Source organism: Acidisoma sp. S159 (genome assembly GCF_009766125.1).
Classification (GTDB): domain Bacteria; phylum Pseudomonadota; class Alphaproteobacteria; order Acetobacterales; family Acetobacteraceae; genus Acidisoma.
In genome coordinates this window covers 272,481-296,693 of record NZ_LMUG01000067.1, presented here as the reverse complement: position 1 = coordinate 296,693, position 24,213 = coordinate 272,481, and the positions used below count along the sequence as shown (strand labels likewise).

18 protein-coding genes and 1 pseudogene are annotated in these 24,213 nt (G+C 64.3%); 10 read left to right on the top strand and 9 right to left on the bottom strand.

What is annotated here, in order from left to right; all coding sequences use genetic code 11:
• The first annotated feature begins 26 nt into the window (after window positions 1-26).
• From GSQ92_RS24065 to GSQ92_RS24050, 4 genes are all read left to right on the top strand, one after another.
• Window positions 27-1,652 (top strand): FAD-dependent oxidoreductase, encoded by a 1,626-nt coding sequence (locus GSQ92_RS24065; protein WP_159014135.1) that lies wholly within the window; start codon window positions 27-29, stop codon window positions 1,650-1,652.
• On the top strand, window positions 1,649-2,806 hold the full coding sequence (locus GSQ92_RS24060) for an FAD-binding oxidoreductase (RefSeq protein WP_158805126.1): 1,158 nt from the start codon (window positions 1,649-1,651) through the stop codon (window positions 2,804-2,806). The genes GSQ92_RS24065 and GSQ92_RS24060 overlap by 4 nt, the downstream gene beginning before the upstream one ends.
• A 291-nt stretch (window positions 2,807-3,097) precedes the next feature.
• Window positions 3,098-4,759 carry an ABC transporter substrate-binding protein gene (locus GSQ92_RS24055; protein ID WP_158805125.1) on the top strand — a complete coding sequence of 554 codons (1,662 nt, stop codon included), beginning with the start codon at window positions 3,098-3,100 and terminating at the stop codon, window positions 4,757-4,759.
• 35 nt (window positions 4,760-4,794) lie between these two features.
• A complete protein-coding gene (locus GSQ92_RS24050; RefSeq protein ID WP_158805124.1) occupies window positions 4,795-5,700 on the top strand; it encodes an SMP-30/gluconolactonase/LRE family protein in 906 nt (301 codons plus the stop codon).
• 172 nt (window positions 5,701-5,872) lie between these two features.
• On the opposite strand, the gene GSQ92_RS24045 is transcribed toward GSQ92_RS24050, so the two are convergent.
• Entirely contained in the window at window positions 5,873-8,227 is a 2,355-nt protein-coding gene (locus GSQ92_RS24045) for a penicillin acylase family protein (protein ID WP_158805123.1), read from the bottom strand.
• A 321-nt stretch (window positions 8,228-8,548) separates the two neighbouring features.
• On the opposite strand from GSQ92_RS24045, the gene GSQ92_RS24040 reads away from it, so the two are divergent.
• Genes GSQ92_RS24040 through GSQ92_RS30405 form a run of 6 tightly spaced genes read left to right on the top strand, consistent with a single transcriptional unit; the run spans window position 8,549 to window position 16,650 of the window.
• Window positions 8,549-9,070 (top strand): formate dehydrogenase subunit gamma, encoded by a 522-nt coding sequence (locus tag GSQ92_RS24040; RefSeq protein WP_158805122.1) that lies wholly within the window; start codon window positions 8,549-8,551, stop codon window positions 9,068-9,070.
• Complete coding sequence (locus GSQ92_RS24035) at window positions 9,067-10,623, top strand: NADH-quinone oxidoreductase subunit NuoF (protein WP_158805121.1); 1,557 nt, start codon at window positions 9,067-9,069, stop codon at window positions 10,621-10,623. Before GSQ92_RS24040 ends, GSQ92_RS24035 begins: the two co-directional genes overlap by 4 nt.
• Before the next feature lie 36 nt (window positions 10,624-10,659).
• Entirely contained in the window at window positions 10,660-13,506 is a 2,847-nt protein-coding gene (gene fdhF, locus GSQ92_RS24030; protein WP_158805120.1) for a formate dehydrogenase subunit alpha, read from the top strand.
• On the top strand, window positions 13,503-13,784 hold the full coding sequence (locus tag GSQ92_RS24025; protein WP_254065845.1) for a formate dehydrogenase subunit delta: 282 nt from the start codon (window positions 13,503-13,505) through the stop codon (window positions 13,782-13,784). The genes fdhF and GSQ92_RS24025 overlap by 4 nt, the downstream gene beginning before the upstream one ends.
• Window positions 13,785-13,829: 45 nt before the next feature.
• Complete coding sequence (locus GSQ92_RS24020; protein WP_158805119.1) at window positions 13,830-15,497, top strand: GMC family oxidoreductase; 1,668 nt, start codon at window positions 13,830-13,832, stop codon at window positions 15,495-15,497.
• A gap of 13 nt (window positions 15,498-15,510) precedes the next feature.
• Entirely contained in the window at window positions 15,511-16,650 is a 1,140-nt protein-coding gene (locus GSQ92_RS30405) for a hypothetical protein (protein WP_216850491.1), read from the top strand.
• A gap of 22 nt (window positions 16,651-16,672) precedes the next feature.
• Here the strand turns inward: GSQ92_RS30405 and GSQ92_RS24010 are convergent, their stop codons facing one another.
• The 8 genes and pseudogenes from GSQ92_RS24010 to GSQ92_RS23975 form a co-directional block, all read right to left on the bottom strand.
• On the bottom strand, window positions 16,673-17,602 hold the full coding sequence (locus GSQ92_RS24010) for an electron transfer flavoprotein subunit alpha/FixB family protein (RefSeq protein ID WP_158805118.1): 930 nt from the start codon (window positions 17,600-17,602) through the stop codon (window positions 16,673-16,675).
• A 55-nt stretch (window positions 17,603-17,657) separates the two neighbouring features.
• Window positions 17,658-18,407 (bottom strand): electron transfer flavoprotein subunit beta/FixA family protein, encoded by a 750-nt coding sequence (locus GSQ92_RS24005; protein WP_158805117.1) that lies wholly within the window; start codon window positions 18,405-18,407, stop codon window positions 17,658-17,660.
• A 94-nt stretch (window positions 18,408-18,501) separates the two neighbouring features.
• A complete protein-coding gene (locus GSQ92_RS24000) occupies window positions 18,502-19,908 on the bottom strand; it encodes an LLM class flavin-dependent oxidoreductase (protein WP_158805116.1) in 1,407 nt (468 codons plus the stop codon).
• A 54-nt stretch (window positions 19,909-19,962) separates the two neighbouring features.
• Window positions 19,963-21,228, bottom strand: a complete 1,266-nt coding sequence (locus GSQ92_RS23995) for an SfnB family sulfur acquisition oxidoreductase (protein WP_158805115.1) — start codon at window positions 21,226-21,228, stop codon at window positions 19,963-19,965.
• Window positions 21,229-21,242: 14 nt separating this feature from the next.
• Window positions 21,243-21,893: a methionine ABC transporter permease gene (locus GSQ92_RS23990; protein ID WP_158805114.1), complete on the bottom strand. Its 651-nt coding sequence runs from the start codon at window positions 21,891-21,893 to the stop codon at window positions 21,243-21,245.
• Between the two features lie 91 nt (window positions 21,894-21,984).
• A pseudogene (locus GSQ92_RS23985) lies at window positions 21,985-22,713 on the bottom strand (methionine ABC transporter ATP-binding protein); the annotation flags it as partial.
• Between the two features lie 5 nt (window positions 22,714-22,718).
• Window positions 22,719-23,555, bottom strand: coding sequence for a MetQ/NlpA family ABC transporter substrate-binding protein (locus GSQ92_RS23980; protein ID WP_216850489.1), 837 nt, complete (start codon window positions 23,553-23,555; stop codon window positions 22,719-22,721).
• A 268-nt stretch (window positions 23,556-23,823) separates the two neighbouring features.
• Entirely contained in the window at window positions 23,824-24,204 is a 381-nt protein-coding gene (locus GSQ92_RS23975) for a histidine triad nucleotide-binding protein (RefSeq protein ID WP_158805112.1), read from the bottom strand.
• Window positions 24,205-24,213 lie beyond the last annotated feature (9 nt).

Below are 24,213 nucleotides of genomic sequence, written 5' to 3'. Positions count from 1 at the left end.
TTCATTGTTTGCGATCAGGAGGCGATATGCCTTTTCGGCCTGACCCGAAATCGATCGCGGGCACCGATCTTCCGGTGCATGAGCGAACGCAGGTTCTGGTTATCGGAGCAGGGCCCGCCGGTCTCGCGGCGGCGCTTCAGGCGGCTAGCCTCGGGCGGTCCGTCATCCTCGTTGATGAGAATCCATTGAGTGCCGAGACGATGGGCGAGAATGTTCCGCTGCATTTTGGTGGCGGCATGACGAATGCCGTGCGCAACCGCAATGCAATGCTTGAAGCCGTCGTCGAGAGCGAACCGGCATTCAGCGAGGCTTTCGACGCCGGCATCGATATTCGCCTCGGCACAACATGCTGGGGGGTGTATGCGCCTGGACCCGATGTTGGCTGGCTGCCTGGACCCGTCGCGGGGCTGATGGATGGCGATCGGTCCTGGATGGTCGGCGCGGAGCAGATCATCGTCGCGGCGGGCCGGCGCGATATGGGCCTCGCCTTCGCCGGATGGGAGAAGAACGGCGTTGTTGGCATCACGGCCGCCGTTCGGTTGGCGAAACGCTATGGCGCCTTACAGGCACGCCGGGCAGTGGTGCTGGGAAGCAGCACCGAGGCATTGCAGTCCGCGCTCGAACTGCGTGATGCGGGGGTCGAGATCGCCGCGGTCATTGACCACGTCTTCGAGCCACTCGGATCGCCAGTTTTGTGGGCGCAGTTGGCGGCTGGCGGAACGCGGGGGCTGTTTGGCTATGTGCCGCGCGAAGCGGTGGGTGCACAGGAATCCGTCGAGGCGGTGATCGCTTCTCCGTGGCGCGCGAGTGATTCCGATGGCGCCGAGCTGACGATTGCTTGCGATACGGTGCTGCTCGGCGTCGGCGCTGTTCCGGTCATCGAGTTGCTCGATTCCGTAGGCTGCCAAACGGTTTTCGACGGCGGACGAGGTGGTGTCGTTCCGGTTTTGGATGGCGCGCAGCGCACGACCAAAGTTGGCATCTTCGCGGTTGGCGACTGCGCCGGCATCTGGGCCGCGAAAACGCTTGATCCCGAGATCGCCCGCGCGGAAGGGCGCCGCGCCGCATCTCAGACAGAACAGGTGCAGGCGGAGACTAGCGGCGGCCCAACCCCCGATTTCGGCGAGTATCGTCTTCGCTGGGTACAGGCCGCGGTGATCGACTCCGAAGGCGCCGCCCACGTATGCCAATGCGAGGAAGTGACGGCGCATGAAATTCTCGAAGTCCGGCCGCCGCGCTATCTCGGATGGGAGGACCTGCCGCCTGCGAGTGAGGCGGATCCGGTGCGGCGGAATCGGCGCGACCTCCACAGCCTGCTCGGCGACTCGCCGCCGCATCCTGATCAGGTCAAGCGATTGACGCGCGCGGGGATGGGTGTTTGCCAGGGACGGCGATGCCGCGAACAAGTTGCCGCACTTCTTGCTCTGGCGGCCAATGTTCCTTTGGAGAGCATCCCCGCCGCGACCCATCGCGCGCCCGTTCGCCCTATGCGGCTGAACCTCGCCGCGCTCGCCTCTTCCGAATCTGCTGCCATGGCAGAGCACTGGGACACATGGTTTGGCATGCCGTCCCAATATGTTCCGTATTGGGATGTGCCTGAAACTTACACCGCAGGAGAACGCGATCAGGATGCGGAGGTGGCAAGCGAATGAGCCTGTCCCAGTCTCCGCGCGGAGCGACTGTTGCGGTGATCGGCGGTGGTGCGACGGGTTTGAGCGCGGGCTGGTGGCTGGCGCGCGAAGGTGTGGATGTTGTTGTGCTGGATCGCGGCATCATCGGATGGGGCGCGTCGGGACGCAACGGCGGAGGCTGCTCGCATCATTTCAGCCCGCTCTTTGTCGAGGAGCAGCGACTATGGCCGCAAATGGATGGGCTGCTCGGTTATCCGACTGAATTCCAGGCAAAGCGGATTCGCATCGCCTATGACGAGCACCAGCTTGAGCTTTACGGACGCGCCGTTCGCAACGCCGCACGACAGGGCTTCGCCTCGACCCTTCTCGATGCGCGAGAGGTTCTCGAGATGGTGCCGCTTGCCGGTGAGGATGCGGTCGGCGGTTATTTCTACGACTTCGGCGGTCATGCTAATCCGCACCGCACGGTTCAAGCCTATGCCTGGGCGATGCAGGATCTCGGCGGGCGGGTCATGCAGCATACCAGCGTGCGGGGTTTTCGGCGCGCCGGAGGCCGCGTGATTGGTGTGATGACTGACCAGGGCGAGATCGAATGCGATCAGGTCGTCATCGCAGCAGGCCCGGCAACCGGGCGGCTTGCGGCAATGCTGGATCTCGATGTGCCCATGGTTGCCGCTAGAGCCGAGATGATCGTGACCGAGCCGCTGCCGCTGATGCCGATTGGCGGCGTTGACGGCAACGGCCTGTATGGGCGGCAAACCCTGCGTGGCAACCTCGCCTATGGGGGCGGACCACACGAATGGATTGAATTCGGCGAGGCTGCCGGTCCGCCATCCAGTACGCCATTGATGGCGAATATCGCGGGGCGCCTGGCCCGGATGTTTCCACGAGCGGCACATGCCCGGATCATTCGAAGCTGGGCCGGCATTATCGAGAACACACCTGATGGGCGGCCGATACTGGACAAGCCGGAGGCGACCGGGAATGTCGTGATCGCGACATTGTCGAGCATCGGCTTCGGGCTTTCTCCGGCATCGGGGCGCGCTATTTGCGATCTTGTTTTGCGCGGCGCCTGCGGGTTTGCCGATATTTCCAGCTTCTCCCTCTCACGCTTCCGACGATTGGAAGCCGATTGGCAAAGCTTGCAGGGCTGGCGCGAGACAGTAACCGGGTGAATAGCCGGGGCTTGCTTTCTTCAGCCGCCGACCGGAATTCTTGGTCTTAAACCCTGGGTTGAGTAGCGTAGTTTTCCCGTTCCGCGTTCCTCAGAAGTTTCTCTCTTGTATGTGGAGTTCGCCATATTTCGTAAACCGTGGCCCATTTCCTGCATTACATTTGTTGTAACAAACGTGTTTGATGCGGGAACCGCTGGAAGGCGCCAAGCCGCGCCGACGGAACTGCCCCTTCGACGCCTGTACATCGTCACCACGGAGCTGCATCGCCGCACCTCCCAATAGGAGACCACCATGGCAGCCGATAGAAACTCGATCGAGAAACTCCGCCGCCGGCTTGACGCAATCGATAACGACCTGATTGATGAATTGGCGTCGGGCCGCATCGACCGCCGCACTTTTCTGCGCCAGGGAAGCCTGCTTGGCCTATCTCTTCCGCTGCTCGGTGGCGTGGCCTCCGCCTATGGGATGTTCGCGGAACCCAGCGCAGCGCGAGCGGCGGGAAAGCCGGGCGGCACGATCCGTGTCGGGCTGACGACACCCGCGGCCTCGATCAATCCGGTGACGATCGCGGATAATGGCGGTCTCGAACTTCTCATCCAGACCGGCGAGTTCCTGACGGTCCTGCGGCCGGATTTCACGTTGCGGCCGGTTCTCGCTGAGAGCTGGACGCATAATTCGGACGGTTCCGTCTGGACGTTCAAGCTGCGCAGCGGCGTGAAGTTCCACAGCGGTGCTACGATGAAGGCCGAAGACGTCGTCGCCAGCATCGATCGTCTTTGCGACCCGAAGAATGCATCCAATGCGCTTTCCGCGTTCAAGGGTATTCTGTCACCGGGCAATAGCAAGAAGGTCGATGACCTGACGGTCGCCTTCCATCTCGACACGCCGTATGGCGCATTTCCCTACGTGGTGTCCTCGGACAACTACAACTGCGTCATCCTCCCGGCGAGCTACAAGGGCGACTTCGAAAACAACTGGGATGGCACAGGACCGTTCAAGCTCGACAAATACAAGGCACGGGTCGGCGCGTCCTTTGTACGCAATCCGGATTATTGGGGCGCGAAGGCACTGCCTGATCGCACGGAGTTCACCTTCTACGCGGATCTGCAACCACAGATTCTCGCGATGCAGGGCGGCGAGGTCGATGTTCTGGCGCAGATCCCGGTATCGGGCGGGCAGGCACTTCTAAACGACCCACGCTTCGAGATCATTCGCGAGCGCAGCTCCGGCCATGAGCAAGTTCATATGCGGTGCGATGTCGGCCCCTTCGCCGATAAGCGCGTACGGCAGGCTCTGGCGCTGACGCTCAACCGAGCGAAGCTGGTCAAGGGACTGTTCCGTGGCCTGGCGGTTGTCGGCAATGACAGCCCCTTTGCCCCCGCTTTTCCGATGACCGATCACTCCTTGCCGCAACGCGAGCAGGATCTTGGCAAAGCGAAGCAATTGCTGGCTGCCGCCGGTGTTCCAAAGGGCTTCAAGGTCACGCTGACAACCGAGCAATATATCGAAATTCCGGACTACGCCGTACTGATCCAGGACTTCGCGAAGCATGTCGGCATTGACATCAAACTGAATGTCGAGAATCAGAGCGCCTATTACGGCACGGCGGTCTTCGGCAAATCCGACTGGCTCGATAGCACCCTGGGCATCACGGATTATGGTCATCGCGGCGTGCCGAATGTCTTCATGCGCGCGCCGCTGCTCAGCGACGGCACCTGGAACGCGGCGCATTTCAAGAACCCGACCTATGACGCGCTTGTCGGCCAATACGGCAAGGCACCCGACCTCGGCGGTCAACGTGTGCTCGCAAAGCAGATCCAAACGCTGCTGCTCGACGAGACGCCGATCATCTTCGCCTATTTCTACGATTACCTTGTGCCGGTGAAGAAGGGCCTGACCGGTATTCCTCCAATCGCCAACCGCCTTTTCCTGTCGCAAGCCACCTTCGGCTGAGCCGTGCGCCAGCACCCGAACCCAAGGAGATTCCGTTGAAGAAGTTCCTGCTCGGACTGTTCTTCGCGACCAGTCTGGCGTCTTTTGCTCATGCCGATGGCATCAAGATTCTGAACAATGATGCGCATTATCCTGAAGGGCCAGTTTGGTACAAGGGCAAGCTCTGGTACATCGAATATGACCGCAACACGATCACAACCTGGGACGGCACGAAGAACGTCATCTTCAATACCGACAAGGGTTGCGGCGAATCCGCCGTGGTTCCCACCGTGCGCGGCGACTTCATCGTCACCTGCTACGATAACGGCACGATCGGGCGAGTTTCGGCCGAGGGCAAGACGCTGAAACCCTATACGCAGGACAAGGATGGCAACAAGTTCGTCGGGCCGAATGATTTCGCCCCGGACAAGAAGGGCGGGATCTATTTCACCGCCTCGGGCGATCAGGGACCGGTGATCGACGGCAAGGTATTCTACATCGCCAAAGACGAAACCATCACGCAGGAGGCGGTGGATCTGCATAATGCCAATGGTCTCGTGGTCTCGAACGACGGAAAGATCCTCTATGTCGTCGAAACCGAGGATAACAGGCTGCTGCAATTCAAGATCGCCGAGGACGGCTCACTATCGGATCGGCGCGTTTTCCTGAACCTGGATGATCTTACCAACCATGTCGTGCATATCTGGCCGGATGGCGTGAAGATCGACTCGAAGGGCGAGATCTACATCGGGCAGAGTCCGCGTGACGTGAAGGCTCCCCTGGTCGGGAAGATCTTTATCGTGAACGCGGACGGCAAGCTGCTTCGCACGCTGAGCCTGCCATCCCCTCAAGTGCCGAACCTGGCTTTCAGTCCTGACGACAAGACGGTTTATGTGACGGCGCTCGATCAGATCGACAAATCCCCTTACCTTGGCAAGATTTATTCCATCCCGAACCAGTAGGATGGCATGTCTTTAGCTTGAACCCTGCTCGTTCCACCACGTCATGCTCGGCGAAGGCCGGGCATCCACGCCCTGCTTGCGTGACAAGGCAAGGCGTGGATGGCACGGGGTGCCCCCGCGCGCCTTCGTGTGCCATGTCGGGTCGTTTGGGTTACGGTACTGTATGAGATCGTCACGTTCTGCGGCCGAACCCGTCGCTGGGTAACAGATGGATGCGCGCAACAGTTGCCGCCTCCACTGCCTCGTCGGAAAATAACAGCGGCACGCAATCGCCGGCGGCCCAGAGCGGCGTGAGATCGTCATAGTGTCGGGAGGCGGGATTGCCCGCTTGGCCCGGCGCGTTGATGGCGAGGCTGCGATCCCAGTCTCCTACATCCAGAACCATGCGGAACGACGCGCCGAAAATGATACCGAAATCCGTATCGCGATATTCGGCGAGACCGACGGTCGTGTTCGACCCGCCGATCGGCACGGGACCGACGTCAAGTCTACGCCCGCCGATTTCCGGAAGAATCTGCCCAAGCGCGTGAGCGAAGCGCAGTTGGTGCAGCCGCCCCCAGGCCCATGCGGCGCGATCCGGACCCATCAGCCGCGCGCAATCCTCATCCGCCGCCGCCAGCGTGTCGCGCATCAGCGCATCCCGCGCCGCCTCGGTCCAATGTGGCGCGGAATGCTCTAGGGCGCCAAGAACGGAAACCTCGTCGCCGATAGCGATCAAAGCCGCGACCGCCGGCGAGGGCGCCAGTGCCGCGACGACGCCGGGCAGCAGATGGCGGCTCCACCAAACCTCGAAGAGCGCAGCGGCGGCACTATCAGCGGTGATTCGCCTGTCCCAATCGACGAAAACCGGATGGCCGAGCCCGCGCGCCGCGACCAAAGCCAGGAGGCGCCTGGCAGGTTCGGAGGCGAGATCGCTCTGCAGGCGCCGCGACAGGTCGAGGCTCATCGGCTTCACCTCGGCCAGCAGCGTATGCAGGCGGTCGGCGCGGAATGGCTCGCTCCATTCGAAACCGAGGCGGCGCTGCGCGTTGGGATAATCGGGCGGCAGGTTCATCTCGTTGGCGGTGGCGATGAAGCCCTGCGGCGGATCGAGGCGGCCGGGAAGATCGGCGCCGGGGTGGAAGCCATCCCATTCGTAACGGCCATCGCCCGGGACAGGGCTCAGCCCGTCCCAATTCGCGCGGCGAGGCACGGCGGCGGCGACCCGCCAGCCGATATGGCCGGCGGTATCGGCATGAACCTGATTGACCGGCGGCACCTTCCAGTGATCGAGCGCCGCGGTGAATTCTCCCGCCGTCTTCGCATCGAGGTAACGGAGGCTGCCGAGATAGGCAGCGGCACCCGGCTCCGACCAGACGCTGCGGACGGCATAGGCGCGGTGATGCGCCGCGTCCTCGCAGATCACCGGACCGTGGCGCGTGAACGCGAGCTTCACCGGCTGGTCGGCTTCGCCACGCACAGGAATGTAATCGGTGATGATCCGCATCGTCTCCCAGCCGTCGCCGTAACGGTAGCGCGTGGGGTCGGCCGGGTCCGTCTCGTAGACCATGAGGTCTTCCTGGTCGGCCGGGAAGATCGTCAGCGCGAAGGCGAGGTCGGCGTTGTGGCCGAGGGAGACGCCGGGCAGAGCAGGCTCCCCGGCGCCGATCACATCCAGCCCCGGCGCGGTCAGATGGGCGATGTAGCGTAGCGAGGGCGTGCCATAGGCGCGGTGCGGGTCGCTCGCCAGGATCGGGCGGCCGGTTTCCGTACGCGTGCCGGAAACGACCCAGTTGTTCGAGCCTTCGGCCGCCGGCGCCGGGTTGCCGCCAGCGCCGCGCGTGACCCGGCCAGTGTCGTCGAGCCTGGTCCATGCCCAGGCGGCATCCAGCGTCGCCGCACGGCGTTCCGGCGAGATGCTCGGCTCGGCTCTCGCCAGCAGATGTTGCGCGAGCAGGTCGGGGGGTAGCGGCGCATCAAGCTTTGGCACCTCGATCGGCGTCCAGTCGGGCGAGAGGTGACGGCGGAGGGCGTCGGCGGCCACATCGCCGCCAGCCTGGGTGACGCGGGCACGCGCGACCTCCGACGCGAGATTGGCTACGAGCGCATGGCTGCGGATGCGCACCACGTCCTCGGCCTGCCAACGGGCCGGCGTCAGGCCGAGTGCTGGGAATTCGGGGGGCATCAGGCGTGCGTCGGTCTCGGCGAGGGTCACGAAAGCGTTGATACCGGCGACGAAGGCCGTGACGATCTGCTTGGCTTCCGGCCCATTCGCCGCCCATTCGGCGTCCATGTCGCCGCGATAGAGGAACAGGCGGCAGGCCCGGTCCTGAGCCAGGAAGCCGGGGCCGTGATCTGCCGCCAGCAAGCCAAGGCCACGCTTGCGCCAAAGATCGAGTTGCCAAAGCCGGTCCCGCGCGGCGTTGAAGCCCTGGACCAGGAAGGCATCCAGCCGGGAGGCCGCGCGGATATGCGGAATACCCCAGCGATCCACCCTGATTTCCGCAGGGCCGGTGAGGCCAGGGATGCTGTAGGTCCGGTCAGTCATAGGTCTGCGGGATGGCGGCGAGCGAGGCGGGTGAGTTCATGCTGCTTTTCCATGGTCGTCCGCCAGCTTAAGGGGGGCGACGCTCGCTCCACAACTCGCCCAGGCGACGCTTGCCCAGGTCGCGGGGCCGTGCGCGCTGGCCTTTGGGGCACGGCGCTGGCCTGGCATGCCAGATTCACGGTAGGCTAGGTCTGTCTTCCCCCGCTGTATGACGGGGACGGACAAGCCTTCCCTCGGCGGTTCGTCCTAGGGAGCGTTGGTGGCGGCTGCGAAAACCGGCACAGCGAGCAAACCGAAACGAAAGCTCTTCGCGGGAAGCGCATGACGATCTCTCGACCATCTCCTCTCTCCGAGCTTTTGCAGGGCGTGGCGCCGTGGGACGAGGAAACCGCCCGCCAAATCCTCGCTACGCATGGCGGGTTGGAAGGACCGCTTCTGCCCATCCTGCATGCGCTTCAGGAGGCCTTCGGGCATGTCCCGCGTGCCGCCGTGCCGCTGATCGCGGAGCATCTCAACCTTTCCCGCGCCGAGGTCCTGGGCGTGGTGAGCTTCTACCAGGATTTCCGTGAGGCGCCTCCCGGCCGCCATGTGCTGAAGCTGTGCCGCGCCGAGGCTTGCCAGTCGATGGGCGCCGTCGCCCTGGCCGCCGATGTGCTTGGCCGCTTGGAGCTCGACTGGGGCGGCACGACCGCCGATGGCGCGCTGACCGTGGAAGCCGCCTTCTGCCTCGGCCTCTGTGCCTGCGCCCCGGCGGCATTGCTGGATGGCGAGCCGCTGGCCCGGCTGACGCCGCCTCTTCTCGCCCAAGTCACGGACGCCCTGGCGGCGGAGGCCGTGGCATGACGAGGCTCTACCTCCCTTGCGACGCGGCGGCCGTGGCGCTCGGCGCCGATCAGGTGATGCGAGTGCTGGAGCGTGAGGCGGCGGCGCGGGGCCTCACCCTCGATGTGATTCGCACCGGCACGCGCGGCGCGGTGTGGCTGGAACCGTTGCTGGAAGTCGAAACGCCCGAGGGGCGCATCGGCTACGGGCCGGTCACCACGGCGGATGTCGTGGGTCTGCTCGATACGGGGATGCTGACGGGCGGCGACCATCCCAAGCGGATTGGCCGGCCGGAAGACCACCCCTGGTTCGCGCGCCAGACGCGCCTGACCTTCGCGCGCTGCGGCATCGTCGATCCGGCCTCGGTCGAGGATTATCGCGCCCATGGCGGCTATGCCGGGCTCGACCGCGCTCTGGCCGCCGAGGGGCCTGTCATCATCGATGAGGTGAAGCTATCGGGTCTGCGCGGCCGGGGCGGCGCGGGCTTTCCCACCGGCATCAAGTGGAACACCGTGGCGCTGGCCCAGGCCGACCGCAAATACATCGTCTGCAATGCCGATGAGGGCGACAGCGGCACCTTCGCCGACCGCATGCTGATGGAAGGCGATCCGCTGTCCCTCATCGAGGGCATGACCATCGCCGCCGTGGCCGTGGGCGCCACCAAGGGCTTCATCTACACGCGGTCCGAATATCCCCACGCCATCCGCGCGCTGAACCGCGCCATCGCCGCGGCACAGCGAGCGGGCTATCTCGGCGCCGATATCCAAGGCTCCGGCCACGCCTTCGATATCGAGGTGCGGATGGGCGCGGGCGCCTATATCTGCGGCGAGGAAACCTCCTTGCTCGACAGTCTGGAAGGCAAGCGCGGCATGGTGCGCGCGAAGCCGCCACTGCCGGCGATCCAAGGGCTGTTCGGCAAACCCACCGTGGTCAACAATGTTCTTTCCCTGGCGAGCGTGCCCTGGATCATGGCGAACGGCGCGGCTGCCTATGCCGCTTTGGGGATGGGCCGGTCACTCGGCACCCTGCCGGTGCAGCTCGCGGGCAATGTCGCGCGCGGCGGCCTCATCGAACTGCCCTTCGGCGTGAGCTTGCGGGAAATCGTCGAGGATTGGGGCCAGGGCACACGCACCGGCCGGCCCTTTCGCGCGGTTCAGGTCGGCGGGCCTCTGGGTGCCTATTTTCCGGATGCGATGCTCGACACGCCACTGGATTACGAGGCTTTCGCCAAGGCAGGCGGGTTGCTCGGCCATGGCGGTGTCACGGTCTTCGATGACAGCGTGGATCTCGCCGCCCAGGCGCGCTTCGCCTTCGAATTCTGCGCCCATGAAAGCTGCGGCAAATGCACGCCCTGCCGCATCGGCGCGGTACGTGGCGTCGAAGTGATGGACCGCATCACGGCCGGCGTCGATCTCGACCGCAACTTCGCGGTGCTCGATGATCTGTGCGAACTCATGACCGACGCATCGCTCTGCGCCATGGGCGGCCTGACACCGGTGCCGGTGCGCAGCGCCCTTACCCATTTCCCCGAGGATTTCGATCGTGCGCGGCACCTGCCAGCGGCGGCGGAGTAAGCGAATGACGATGGCGAAAACGAGGAGGGCATCAGCATGTCCCTGATCCGCGAAACCGATTACGGCACGCCGATCCGTCTTTCGCCGGAACGCGTGACGCTCACCATCGACGGCCAGGCGGTTTCCGTGCCGCGCGGTACCTCGGTCATGGCGGCGGCGATGGGCCTCGGCACGCAGATCCCAAAGCTTTGCGCCACCGATAATCTGGAGCCCTTCGGGTCTTGCCGCCTGTGCCTCGTGCAGATCGAGGGACGGCGCGGCTATCCGGCCTCCTGCACAACGCCGGCCGAAGAAAACATGGTGGTGCATACCCAATCGCCAGAGATCGCCAAGCGCCGCAAAGGTGTCATGGAGCTCTATATCTCCGACCATCCGCTGGATTGCCTGACCTGCTCGGCCAATGGCGATTGCGAGTTGCAGGACATGGCAGGCAAAGTGGGCCTGCGCGAGGTCCGCTACGGCTATGACGGCGCCAACCATCTCAGCGCCGCGAAGGACGAGAGCAACCCGTATTTCACCTTCGAGGCGTCGAAATGCATCGCCTGCTCGCGCTGCGTCCGCGCCTGCGAGGAAGTGCAAGGCACCTTCGCGCTGACCATGCTGGCGCGTGGCTTCGATTCGAAGATTTCGCCCGGCGGCACCGACTTCATGGGCTCGGAATGCGTCTCCTGTGGCGCCTGCGTGCAGGCCTGCCCGACCGCGACGCTGAACGAGAAAAGCGTCATCGAAATCGGCGTGCCGGAACATTCCGTTGTCACCACCTGCGCCTATTGCGGCGTCGGCTGTTCCTTCAAGGCGGAGATGAAGGGCGAGACCGTCGTGCGCATGGTGCCGTTCAAGGACGGCAAGGCCAATGCCGGGCATAGCTGCGTGAAAGGCCGCTTCGCTTTCGGCTATGCGACGCATAAGGACCGCAAGACCAAGCCGATGATCCGCGCCAAGATCACCGATCCCTGGCGTGAAGTCACCTGGAAGGAAGCGATCGACCACGCGGCCTCCGAGTTCAAGCGCATTCAGGCGGAATATGGCCGCGACTCGATCGGCGGCATCACGTCCTCTCGCTGCACCAACGAGGAAACCTATCTCGTCCAGAAACTCGTGCGCGGTGCCTTCGGCAATAATAACGTCGATACCTGCGCCCGGGTCTGCCACTCGCCGACCGGCTACGGGCTTATGTCGACGCTCGGCACCTCGGCTGGCACGCAGGATTTCGCTTCGGTCGATCATGCCGATGTCGTCCTGGTGATCGGCGCCAACCCGACGGATGGGCATCCGGTCTTCGCCTCCCGCATGAAGCGGCGTTTGCGAGCGGGGGCCAGGCTGATCGTCGCCGATCCGCGCCGCATCGATCTGGTGCGCACGCCGCATGTCGCGGCCGATTATCACCTGCAGCTCATGCCGGGCTCAAATGTCGCGCTGCTCAATGCGATGGCGCATGTCGTGGTGACGGAAGGGCTGATCGACGAGGATTACGTCCGCGCCCGCTGCGAAATGCCGGCCTTCGAGACCTGGGCGCGCTTCGTCGCGCGGCCTGACAATGCGCCCGAGGCCGTGCAGGACGTAACCGGTGTTCCCGCCGCCGACGTTCGTGGAGCGGCACGACTCTACGCAACCGGCGGCAATGCGGGGATCTATTACGGCCTCGGCGTCACGGAACACAGCCAGGGCTCGACCACCGTCATGGCCATGGCGAATCTCGCGATGGTGACCGGGAATATCGGAAAACTCGGCGCTGGCGTTAATCCCCTGCGCGGGCAGAATAACGTGCAGGGCTCCTGCGACATGGGCAGCTTTCCGCACGAATTCCCGGGTTACCGCCATGTGGCAAATGACGCGGTGCGCGAAAGCTTCGAGGCGATCTGGGGTGTGCCGCTTTCCGGCGAGCCGGGCCTGCGGATTCCCAATATGCTGGACGAAGCGGTGGGCGGCGGCTTCAAGGGCCTCTATATCCAGGGCGAGGACATCGCGCAGTCGGATCCGGACACGCAGCATGTCACCGCCGGGCTGCGCGCCATGGAATGCGTCGTCATCCAGGATTTGTTCCTGAACGAGACCGCGAAATACGCCCACGTCTTCCTGCCGGGTTCGTCTTTCCTGGAGAAGGACGGCACCTTCACCAATGCCGAGCGCCGGATCAACCGCGTGCGCCGCGTCATGACTCCGCTGGGCGGTCTCGCGGATTGGGAGGCGACGATGGCTCTCTCCAATGCGCTGGGCTTCCCCATGAACTACACGCATCCGTCCGAGATCATGGACGAGGTCGCGCGGCTCACGCCGACTTTCTCCGGGGTGTCGTATCAGAAGCTCGACACGCTGGGTTCGATCCAGTGGCCCTGCAACGAGGCGTCGCCGACCGGCACGCCGATGATGCATGTCGATCGCTTCGTGCGCGGGCAAGGGCGTTTCATGATCACGGAATTCGTGCCGACGGAGGAACGCACCGGCGCGCGTTTCCCGCTGATCCTCACCACCGGCCGCATCCTCAGCCAATACAATGTCGGCGCGCAGACGCGCAGGACCGAGAATAGCCGCTGGCATGAGGAGGATGTGCTCGAAATCCACCCCTTCGACGCCGAGCATCGCGGCATCAAGAACGGCGAACTGGTCTCGCTCGCCAGCCGTTCGGGCGACATTACATTGCCCGCGCGGATCAGCGAGCGGATGCAGCCGGGCGTGGTTTATACGACCTTCCACCATGCCTCGACGGGCGCGAATGTGGTGACGACGGATCACACCGACTGGGCGACCAATTGCCCGGAATACAAGGTGACGGCGGTGCAGGTGCGCCGCACGAACCATATCTCCGCCTGGCAGGAGAAAAACGCGGAGGAGGATTTCAGCCTGATGCGCCTAGCCTCGCTCGAAGAGGCGCCCGCCGAGTGAGCGGCGACGACAAGCTGATCCGCATGGCGAACCAGATCGCCAGCTTCTTCCGCTCCTATCCGGATGACGAGGCCATGGCGGGCATCGCCAAGCATCTCGAATCCTTTTGGACGCCGAAGATGCGACGCACCTTCGCGGCGCAGATCGCGGCAGGCGCGCCGGGAATCGATCCGCTGGTGGTGAGCGCTTTGGCTGCGGATAGTCCGGCGGAAAACCCGGCGCGGAAGGAAACCGCGGGTCCTGACGAGGTTGGTCAGATGGCAAGCGACGCCGGTTGAGGAAAAGCGCGTGACGCAACCGGCCCCTCGGTCGTGGCACCGTCCATGACGAGCCTTCTCGACGGCGATTACGACACCATCATCGTAGGCGCCGGAACCGCCGGCTGCATCGTGGCGAACCGGCTTTCCGCCGATCCGCGCCGCCGGGTCCTGCTGCTGGAGGCAGGCGGCATGGACAATTGGATTTGGTTCCACATCCCGGTCGGCTATCTCTTCGCCATCGGCAATCCGCGCGCCGACTGGATGTTCCGCACGGAACCCGAAGCCGGGCTCAACGGCCGGTCGCTTGCCTATCCGCGCGGCCGGGTCATCGGCGGGTCATCCTCGATCAACGCGATGGTCGCGATGCGCGGGCAGGGGGCGGATTACGACCATTGGCGGCAGCTCGGCTTGACCGGCTGGGGATGGGACGACGTGCTGCCAGCGTTCAAGCGGCTGGAGGACCATTTTCTCGGCGCGAGCGAATTCCATGGCGTCGGCGGCGGCTGGCGCGTCGAGGCGCCGCGCATCGCCTGGGCGGTGCTAGAAGCGGTGCGTGAGGCGGCGGCGCAGATGGGCATCCGTAAGATCGACGACTTCAATACCGGCGATAACGAGGGTTCCGGGCCGTTCCACGTCAACCAGAAACATGGTCGCCGCTGGTCGGCCGCACGCGGTTTTCTCAAGCCGGTTCTGCACCGCCCGAATCTGCGACTGGAAACCGGCGTGCATGTCGAGCGCGTGATTTTCGAGGGCAAGCGAGCCACGGGTATCCGTTTCCTGCGTAACGGCGCGCGCACCGAGGCGAAAGCGCGGGAGGTGATCCTTTGCGCGGGCGCCATCGGCTCGCCGCAAATCCTGCAGCTTTCGGGCGTCGGCGATGCGGAGGCGATTGCCCCGCACGGCATCGCGATGGTTCACGCGCTGCGCGGCGTCGGCGGCAATTTGCAGGACCATCTTCAGCAGCGCGCCATCTACAAGATGCGCGGCGTGCGGACGATGAACGACATCTATTATTCGCTGTTCCGGCGTGGCTGGATGGGCATCGACTACGCGCTGCGCCGGCGAGGACCACTGACCATGGCGCCGTCGCAATTGGGGATCTTCACGCGATCCGATCCGCGACAGGAGCGCGCCAACATCCAGTTTCACATTCAACCGTTGTCGCTCGACAAGTTCGGCGATCCGCTCCATCGCTTCGCCGCCATTACGGTCTCGGCCTGCAACCTGCGCCCGACCTCGCGCGGCACGGTTCGGCTGCGCTCCGCCGAGCCGCGCGACGCGCCCATGATCGCGCCGCATTATCTGACGACGGAAGAGGATCGCCGCGTCGCGGCCGACGCCATCCGCGTGACGCGGCGGCTGATGTCGCAGAAGGCGGTCGCGCCCTTCTCGCCCGAGGAATACCTGCCCGGCCCGACGGTGGGCGATGACGACGAGTCGCTCCATCGCGCGGCGGGCATTATCGGCACGACGATCTTCCACCCCGTCGGCACGGCGAAGATGGGGCTGCCGAGCGATCCGCTCGCGGTGGTCGATGAACGTCTTCGCGTGCTGGGAATCGCGGGCCTCCGCGTCATCGACGCGTCGATCATGCCGACCATCACCTCGGGCAATACCAACACGCCCACCGCCATGATCGCTGAACAAGGTGCGAAGATGGTCGTTGAAGATAGCAATTGGAAACCGATCGGTAAGTATTCGTCCAGTATTTGCGGTGTTTGCACTCAATGAGACGGATGTCGGCATGTACGCGCCAGCGCTCAACGGAACAACCCCGCTATCGGCGGGTTCGCAAATGGGTTCCATCGCTGGTCCGTTTTTCCCGGTGGCTCCCCCCGTCCAAATTGGCTCTCAGCTCTTATCGCTTCCCGGGCAGGTCCCCGCAGTAAGACAGACGGCTGCCTCGTATCTTCCCATCGCGAGCAACAATCTCACAGATCTCCAAAGCTACTACCTCAGACTCCAGACCGAGGGACTCGTGCAACGCCTTATGGAGATGGACGATTTTCGCTCCGCGCCGAGATCCACCAACGGGGTGGTCGATGGTTTCCTCGAAGACGTCAGGTTTGCCTTCAAGAATGGCAATAGCGGCCAAAGAGCAGGTGAATTTCAGGGCGTCCTCAAAGCATTGCAAGCGGCCAGAGACTTCAACGCCAGGATGAGGAACACGCGGGAACAGGCTACTTACTGGGCTATGGCGCAGAACTGGCGCCTCGTGCCGTACGTCGAGGAGGCGCTCTCGGATTGCAGGCGCAGCGTGCTGAAGGAGCTCTATCGCGGCCTGCCGATTCGAGACGACCTGATCAACTTTGAGATGGTCAAAAGGAAAGCGGCGGCATCCGCGCAGGTCGCGGGCCTGCTGCCATCGCCGCCAATAACGACCTCAACGACCTCAACGACCTCAACGACCTCAACGACCTCAACGACCTCAACGACGAGTTCCATCTCGCAGTCAGCGATCGACAAATATTTTTTGGATGTTGATCGGCAGCCAACCATTCCCGCTCAGGACTGGGCAAATGGCGAGTTTTTCTTTCCCTCGCTGGATCACCTGCTCAAAGTGGGCCTTCGCGGGTCCGAAGTTCATGGGCAAAGCTGGACCCATTATAATAGAGGGCCAGCTCCAGGCGTGATTACATTCACTCAACCAAGCACAGTAAACTACAGTCAAAATTTGGCGGACCTGCCTTCAAACGTCACCAAATATATCTTCTCGAATCCTTTTCCCACTGCCGTCCTGTTGCGGCAGGATGCTTACAGCTTCAACGGCATCCACTGGCTCCCAAACCCAAATCCCACCAATAAATATCTTGAGAGCATAAAGCATGCCCGCTTCCAGGCGCTGGTCGAGCGGGGCCGAGCCGCCGTCAACGGCCGAGGATAACGCGCTGATCAAACGTAGTCGTTCAGAGCGCCTTCACGAGATCCGGCAGCAGCGTGAACAGATCGCCGACCAAGCCGTAATCGGCGACCTGAAAAATCGGCGCCTCAGCATCCTTGTTGATGGCGACGATGATCTTGCTGTCCTTCATGCCGGCGAGATGCTGGATTGCGCCCGAAATGCCAACGGCGATGTACAGATCCGGCGCGACCACCTTGCCGGTCTGCCCGACCTGCTGGTCATTCGGCGCATAACCCGCATCGACGGCCGCGCGCGAAGCACCAATGGCCGCGCCCAGCTTGTCGGCGAGCGGGATAATGAACTCCTGAAACTTTTCCGAGGAGCCCAGCGCCCGGCCGCCCGAAACGACGATCTTGGCCGAGGGCAATTCAGGCCGCTCCGACCGCGACAGGCTCTCGCCGACGAAGCCAGACAGACCCGGATCCGCCGCCGCCGTCACACTGTCGATCGGCGCGGAGCCGCTGCTCTCCGCCGGCGCGAAGGTTGCCGTACGTATTGTCAGCACCTTCTTCGCGTCAGCCGACTGCACCGTCTGGATGGCATTACCGGCATAGATCGGCCGCTCGAAAGTGTCCGCGCTGATGACGCGAATGACGTCCGACACCTGCATGACGTCGAGCAGGGCCGCGACGCGCGGCATCACCGATTTGCCCATGGCTGTCGCGGGCGCGGCCAGCACATCATATTCGGGCGCCAGCGAGACCAGCAGCGCCGCCAATGGCTCGGCGAGCTGATGGGCGAGCGCCGCATCCTCGGCCAGCCGCACGCGCGAAACCCCCGCGAGCTTGGCGGCTTGCTCAGCGGCGGCGCGGGCGCCCTGCCCGGCAACCAGTACATCGACCTCACCGCCCAGCGCCTGAGCGGCGGTGACGGCGCGGGCCGTGACCTCCTTGAGGCTGGCATTGTCGTGATCCGCCAGAACGAGCGTCTTCATCAGCCTATCCTCTTCCGTCCGGCAAGCCGGCGTTCTCAGTCCCGTCGTGCTTGCGTCAGATCACGCCGGCTTCGTCGCGCAGCTTGGCGACAAGCTCGCCGACCGATCCCACGATAACGCCAGCCTTACGGCCCGCCGGCTCGACGGTCTTCAGCACCTTGAGCCGAGGCGTGGTGTCGATGCCGAAATCCGCCGCCTTCTTCATCTCGATCGGCTTTTTCTTGGCCTTCATGATGTTGGGCAGGCTCGCATAGCGCGGCTCGTTGAGACGCAGATCCGTCGTCACGATAGCCGGCAGCTTCAGGTCGACGGTCTGCAATCCGCCATCGACTTCCCGCGTCACCGCGATCCGGCCATCTCCGATCTCGATCTTCGAGGCATAGGTGCCCTGGGACCAGCCCAGCAGCGCCGACAACATCTGGCCCGTCTGGCCGCAATCATCGTCGATCGCCTGCTTGCCGAGGATTACCAGGCCGGGCTGCTCCTGCTCCACGATCGCCTTGAGGATCTTGGCGACCGTCAGCGGTTCCACCGCTTCCGTGACTTCGACCAGGATGCCGCGGTCGGCGCCCATGGCGAGCGCGGTGCGGATGGTTTCCTGCGATTGCAGCGGACCGATGGAGACGGCCACGATCTCGGTCGCCTTGCCGGCTTCGCGCAGACGCAGCGCTTCCTCGACGGCGATCTCGTCGAACGGGTTCATCGACATCTTGACATTGGCGAGCTCGACGCCGGAGCCATCCGCCTTCACCCGGACGCGGACGTTGTAATCCACCACCCGCTTAACCGGCACCAGGATCTTCATCAGGCCTCCACCGCCACACACTCGCTACGAGTTCAGGGGCCTTCCTATCGTCCCAAGAAGCCCCCGCGCAACCCGCCCCCTCCTGGCGCTTTGCTCAGACGGCGACTGGATCGGAAACGACAGCGGCGGCGGCCGAATGCGACAGGCGGCGCGCAGTGGCCGCCGGATGGGGGTCGGCAAGGAGCGGACCCTCGCCGAACAGCTTGTCCCGCAAGGTGCCGGGGGCATAGGCCGTCTTGTAGAGGCCACGCGATTGCAGCTCGGGGACCAGCAAGTTCACCGCATCCTCGAAGCTCTCGGGCAGCAGGGCATAGGCGAGGTTGAAGCCGTCGACGTCGGTTTCCTTTATCCAGGCCTGCATCGTCTCCGCGACATCGGAGGGGCTGCCGACGAAGACCGGTCCGGCGCCACCGATCGCGACATGCTCGGCCACTTCCCGCACCGTCCATTCACGGCCGGGATCGCCCCGGGTGAAGTTCTCCATCGCCGCGCGGCCGGCGTCGTTCTCGATGAAGCGGATCTTCTGGTCGAAGGCATAGCCGGCGAAGTCCACGCCCATCCAACCGCCCATGAGCACCAGGGCGCCCTCGTGATCGACATAGTCGCGGTAGTCGGCAAGTTTTTCGCGCGCCTGGGCGGTGGTCGGCGCCACGACGACGGTCGCGAGGGCGAAAACCTTGATGCTATCCGGCCGGCGCCCAGCCGCGACCAACGCCGCGCGCAGCTTGGCGACGCGCGGCCCGATGACCGCCGCGGAGGGGCCAGAGACAAAGACGCATTCGGCGTGACGCGCCGCGAAAGCCTGGCCCGGCGGGGAACTGCCGGCCTGGTACAGCATCGGCGTCCGCTGGGGCGAGGGCTCGCAGAGATGCAGCGCCTCCATACTGAGATGTTCGCTGGAATGACGCACCACATGCACGCGGCTGGGGTCGCCATAGCCGCGCACGGGATCGGCGACCACCGCGCCCTCCTCCCAGCTCTGCTCCCACAACTTGTAGATCGCCGTCATATAATCCTCGGCGATGGCATAGCGGTCGTCATGGGCGCGCTGGCGTGGCTGGCCCAGGGCGCGAGCGGCGCTGTCGAGATAGCTCGTCACGATATTCCAGCCGACGCGGCCATCTGTAAGGTGATCCAGCGTCGAAAGACGCCGCGCCATGAGATAGGGCGGCTCGTAGCTGAGCGAGACGGTGACGCCGAAACCGAGGTTTTGGGTGACGGCGGCCATCGCGGGGATCAGCATCATAGGATCGTTGGTCGGCAATTGCGCGCCGCTACGAACCGCCCCATCCGCATTGCCGCCATAGACGTCGTAGGGACCCAGCACATCGGCGAGGAACACCCCGTCGAACAGCCCACGCTCCCACAGCTTCGCGAGTTCCAGCCAGATCGGCAGGCGATTGAACTCGCGCGAACGGTCGCGGGGGTGACGCCACAGCCCCGGCGACTGATGCGTGAGGGTGTTCATCGCGAAGGCGTTGAGCAGGATGGGCTTGGTCATCTGCGTCCAATCAGCGCGGCTCGTTCCGCAAGTGTCGCTCTTCGCTGGCCCCGCTCAGATCCAGCTATGCACCGGGGGTGGCGTGCCATTGAGTGCGTAGTCGCCGACCGCGAAGTATTTCCAGCGGACCGGATCGTGCAGCGTATGCACGCGCGCGTTCCGCCAATGCCGGTCGAAATTGTATTTACCCAGCGTAGAACTGGTGCCCGCAAGCTCGAACAAGCTGTTCGTCGCATGCATGGCGACCTCCGTTGTCACCACCTTCGCTTCCGCCACCGCGATGGAGGCGCGGGCGATGCTTTCCGGATTCTCGTCCAGCAGCACCTCATCGATGATGCGACCGGCGCGTTCCAGCATCATCTCCGCCGCGTGCAGCCGGATCTGCGTGTCGCCGATCTGGCTGATGGTGAAAGGATCCTCGGCGGCCTTCTCCTTGCCGCTGTCGATCCAGGGCCGCGACTTCGTGCGCACGAACTCCATCGTATCCGCGAGGGCCCCCGCCGCGATGCCCGCATCGATGGCAGCCTGCATGATCTGGGAGACAGGTCCATAAACGGTGGGCTTATCGCCCAATCCATTCAGCCCGATGACATCGAAAGCCGAGATCCGCACATGGTCGAGCCTGACCGTGCCGCTAGCCGTCGTGCGCTGCCCGAAGCTCGACCAGTCATCGATCACGGTAAGGCCAGGGGCATTGCGCGGCACTATGGCGCGGAGCACAGCACCGTCCTCGGTCCGCATCACCACCGGCACGAGATGCGCGAATAGCGCGCCAGTACAGTAGAACTTGGTGCCTTCGAGAACGAAGCCGCCGCCATCCGGGATGATACGGGTCTTCCACTCGGCGGCCGTCTTGGTTCCCACTTCGACCAGCGCATTGCCGTAGCGATAGCCCTCCAGAACCTTGCCGAAGAAGTAGCGCTTCCGCTCCTCGTCAGGTTCGGCGCGCAGGAGGTTGAGGAAAGCATAGTGGTTCTGCGGGATCTGGCCGATCGACGGGTCAGCCGCCGAGACGATCCGGAACACTTCGGCGATCACGGTCCAGGGCAGCGAGAGGCCGCCATAGGCTTGCGGAATGCTCAGCCCCCAGAGGCCGGTTGCCGAGAAGCGTTCGATCTCCGCGATGGGCAGAAGCCGGTCCCGGTCGCGTTCCGCCGCGCCATCCTTGATGGAGGCGGCGAAGGCATGAGCAGCCTCGATGGCCTGCACCGCGTTCAGCAAAGGCGGCCGGACGGTCGGCAACGGCAGCGGCGGTGCCGCGCGTGGATCGAGGGCCGCGGCCGGTGCCGTGGGCAGCGCTACACGAAGAGCCTCACTCATCGATCGAAAGTCCTTCAGCGATGGTCGACGCGGACAACCAGCCGGTCGCCGAGGAATTGCACCCCCGCAACCAAGGCGATCAGCACAGCGACCACCACGATGATGACGCCCGTGTCAAACTCATCGTAGCCGTAGCGGATGGCAAGGTCACCCAGCCCGCCCGCGCCAACGACGCCCGCCATGGCCGAAGCGCCGATCATGGTCACCAGCGTCACCACGAAGCCGGCGATGAGGCCCGGCAGCGCCTCGGGGATCAACACCTCCCGCATCACCGCGAGGCGGCTGCCGCCCATGGCCCTCACCGCCTCGATCAAACCGCCATCGACCTCCCGCAGCGAAACCTCGACGATGCGCGCGAAATAGGGGGTCGCCGCAATGGTCAGCGGCACGATGGCCGCCTCGGTGCCGATCGAGGTGCCGGCGATGAGGCGCGTGACGGGGATCAGCGCCACCAGCAGGATGATGAAGGGCACCGAGCGAATAGCGTTGACGACGGCGGACAGCGCCATGTTGATCGCACCCTGGGGCGCGATGCCGCGCCGGCTGGTCGCAACCATGACCAAGGCGAGCGGCAGGCCGAGCAATGCCGCGATCACGCTGGAGACGCCGACCATTTCGAGCGTCTGCCACAGCGCCGTCAGCAGATCGTCAAGCGAAATGGCCATGCGGCACCTCCCGCACCGGCCGGCCCGCATCCTCGAAGCCGAGGCTGGCGGCGGCGAGCAACTGGCGGGTCTCCTCGGCGCGCGGCGCCATCAGGACCTCCCGCACCGGTCCCTCCTCCGCGACTCGGCCGTCGGCGAGCACCAGCACGCGGTCGGCGATGCGCCGGGCGACGTTCATCTCGTGGGTGATGAGGACAATGGTCAGGCCCATCTCCTCGTTGATCCGCCGGAGCAAAGCGAGGATCGAGAGGGTCGTCTCCGGGTCGAGCGCCGAGGTCGCTTCGTCGCACAGCAGCAGCGCGGGGTCCGAGGCCAAGGCTCGGGCGATGCCGACACGTTGCTTCTGGCCGCCGGAGAGATGCGCCGGATAGGCGTGGGCCTTGTCGGCCAGGCCCACGAGGTCAAGCAGCGCCGTTGCCCGCGCCAGCCGCTCGGCTTTGGCTACACCCGCGAGCTTGAGCGGGAGCGCGACATTCTGGATCACCGTGCGGGTGGAAAGCAGGTTGAAGTGTTGGAAGATCATGCCGATCCGCTGGCGTTCCTTTTGCCAGCCGCGTTCGGAGAGGTTCGTGACGTCGCGTCCCTCGATCTCGATGCGTCCGGCATCCGGCCGCTCCAGCCCGTTGAGGCAGCGGATGAGGGTGGATTTCCCGGCGCCCGAACGACCGATGATGCCAAGCACCTGGCCGGCGCCCAGCGTGAAGGAGATATCGTCGAGCGCGGTCACGCCGCCGAAGCGGCGCGAGACCTTGCCGACGCGCAGTACGGGCGCCGACTGGTCACGGTGGTCCGGCTGCCAGTCGAGAACCGTCTGGTCCATCGCGATCACCAAGCCGGGGAAATGGCGCCAGCGTAGCGCTTGAGAATGAAGGCACGCTCATCGTCGGACCGGAAGATCTGAATGAACTTCAGCAGTTTCGGATCCTGCGCGTCTTGAGGCCTGGATACAAAGAACAACGCATAATGCTGGTTGCCAGCGCCATCTTCGATCAGCGCTGAATTAGGATCGCCGCCGGATGCGATGAGAAAGGTGTAGCTCACCTGGGCAACCTTCACGTCGTCCAGCGCGCGGGCGAGCTGCGGCGCTTCCAGTTCGATGAACCGCAGATGCTTCGGGTTGGAGGTCACGTTCTTCACCGTCGCGGCATCGCCGATGCCGGGCGTGAGCGTGATGAGCCTCGCCTTCTCAAACAGCTGCAGGCCCCGCGCGCGGTTCACCGGATCATTGGCGATCGCCACCTGTTCGCCATTTTGCAGCTGGTCCAGACTTTTGAGCTTATGCGAGAACAGGCCCATCGGCATCACGACCGCCGAGGCGACGGGCACGAGGTTGAAGTGACGAGCCTTGATGGCCGCGTTCAGGAACGGCTTGTGCTCATAGAGATTGGCCTCGACCGAGCCCTCGTTGACCGCGACATTGGGCGTCACCCAATCCGAGAATTGTACCACCTGCACCTTCAGCCCTTGCTTGGCGGCGAGGTCGGCGGCGTGACGCAGCACCTCCGCCATCGGGCCAGGTGTCCCGGCGATCCGCAATACCTCATCGGCGCGGGCATGGGCGACGAGGCCGAGCAGGAACAGGCCAAGCGCCACCAGCCCTGCCGCGACAGCGCGACGCCTTCCTCGTCGAGGCATCGTAAGCGCGTATTCTCCTTGGGACATACGCTGATCCTTCGTTGGTAGATTTGATATGGTGGATTACAAAATATCCTACCTAAAAGCGTTATTACCAGTCAAACCCGCGTCGAAGCGGTGCCTAAATCAGAACGACTTTGGTCTGAACGGCGCGTACCCCACCATGTCATGCGCGGCGAAGGCCGGGCATCCGCGCCTTCACCCGCGTAGCGAAGGTAAGGCGTGGATGGCATGCCTGCGCATGCCATGACGGACTATCCGTTGGACCGCGTTAGCCGCCGCACTCGCGGGCGCGTCAGCCCCGCGGTTGGATCATCCGGCCGAGCGGCTCGCCGCCGAAGATGTGGACGTGGAAATGCGGCACTTCCTGTCCGGCGTCGGCGCCCATATTGGTGAGCAGGCGATAGCCGCCTTCCTCCAACCCAAGCTCGCCGGCGACGCGGCCCACCGCGCGCCAGAACGCGGCGACTTCGTCAGCCGGTGCTTTCGCGAAATCCGCGAAGGAGATGTAGGGGCGCTTGGGGATCACCAGCACATGCACCGCCGCCTGGGGCGCGATGTCGTGGAAGGCGAGCACCGTCTCATCCTCGAACACCGTGCGGTTCGGGATTTCGCCACGCAGAATGCGCGCGAAGATGTTCTGGTCGTCATAGTTGCCGAGGCCGCTGACGGGCATGATCCAGTC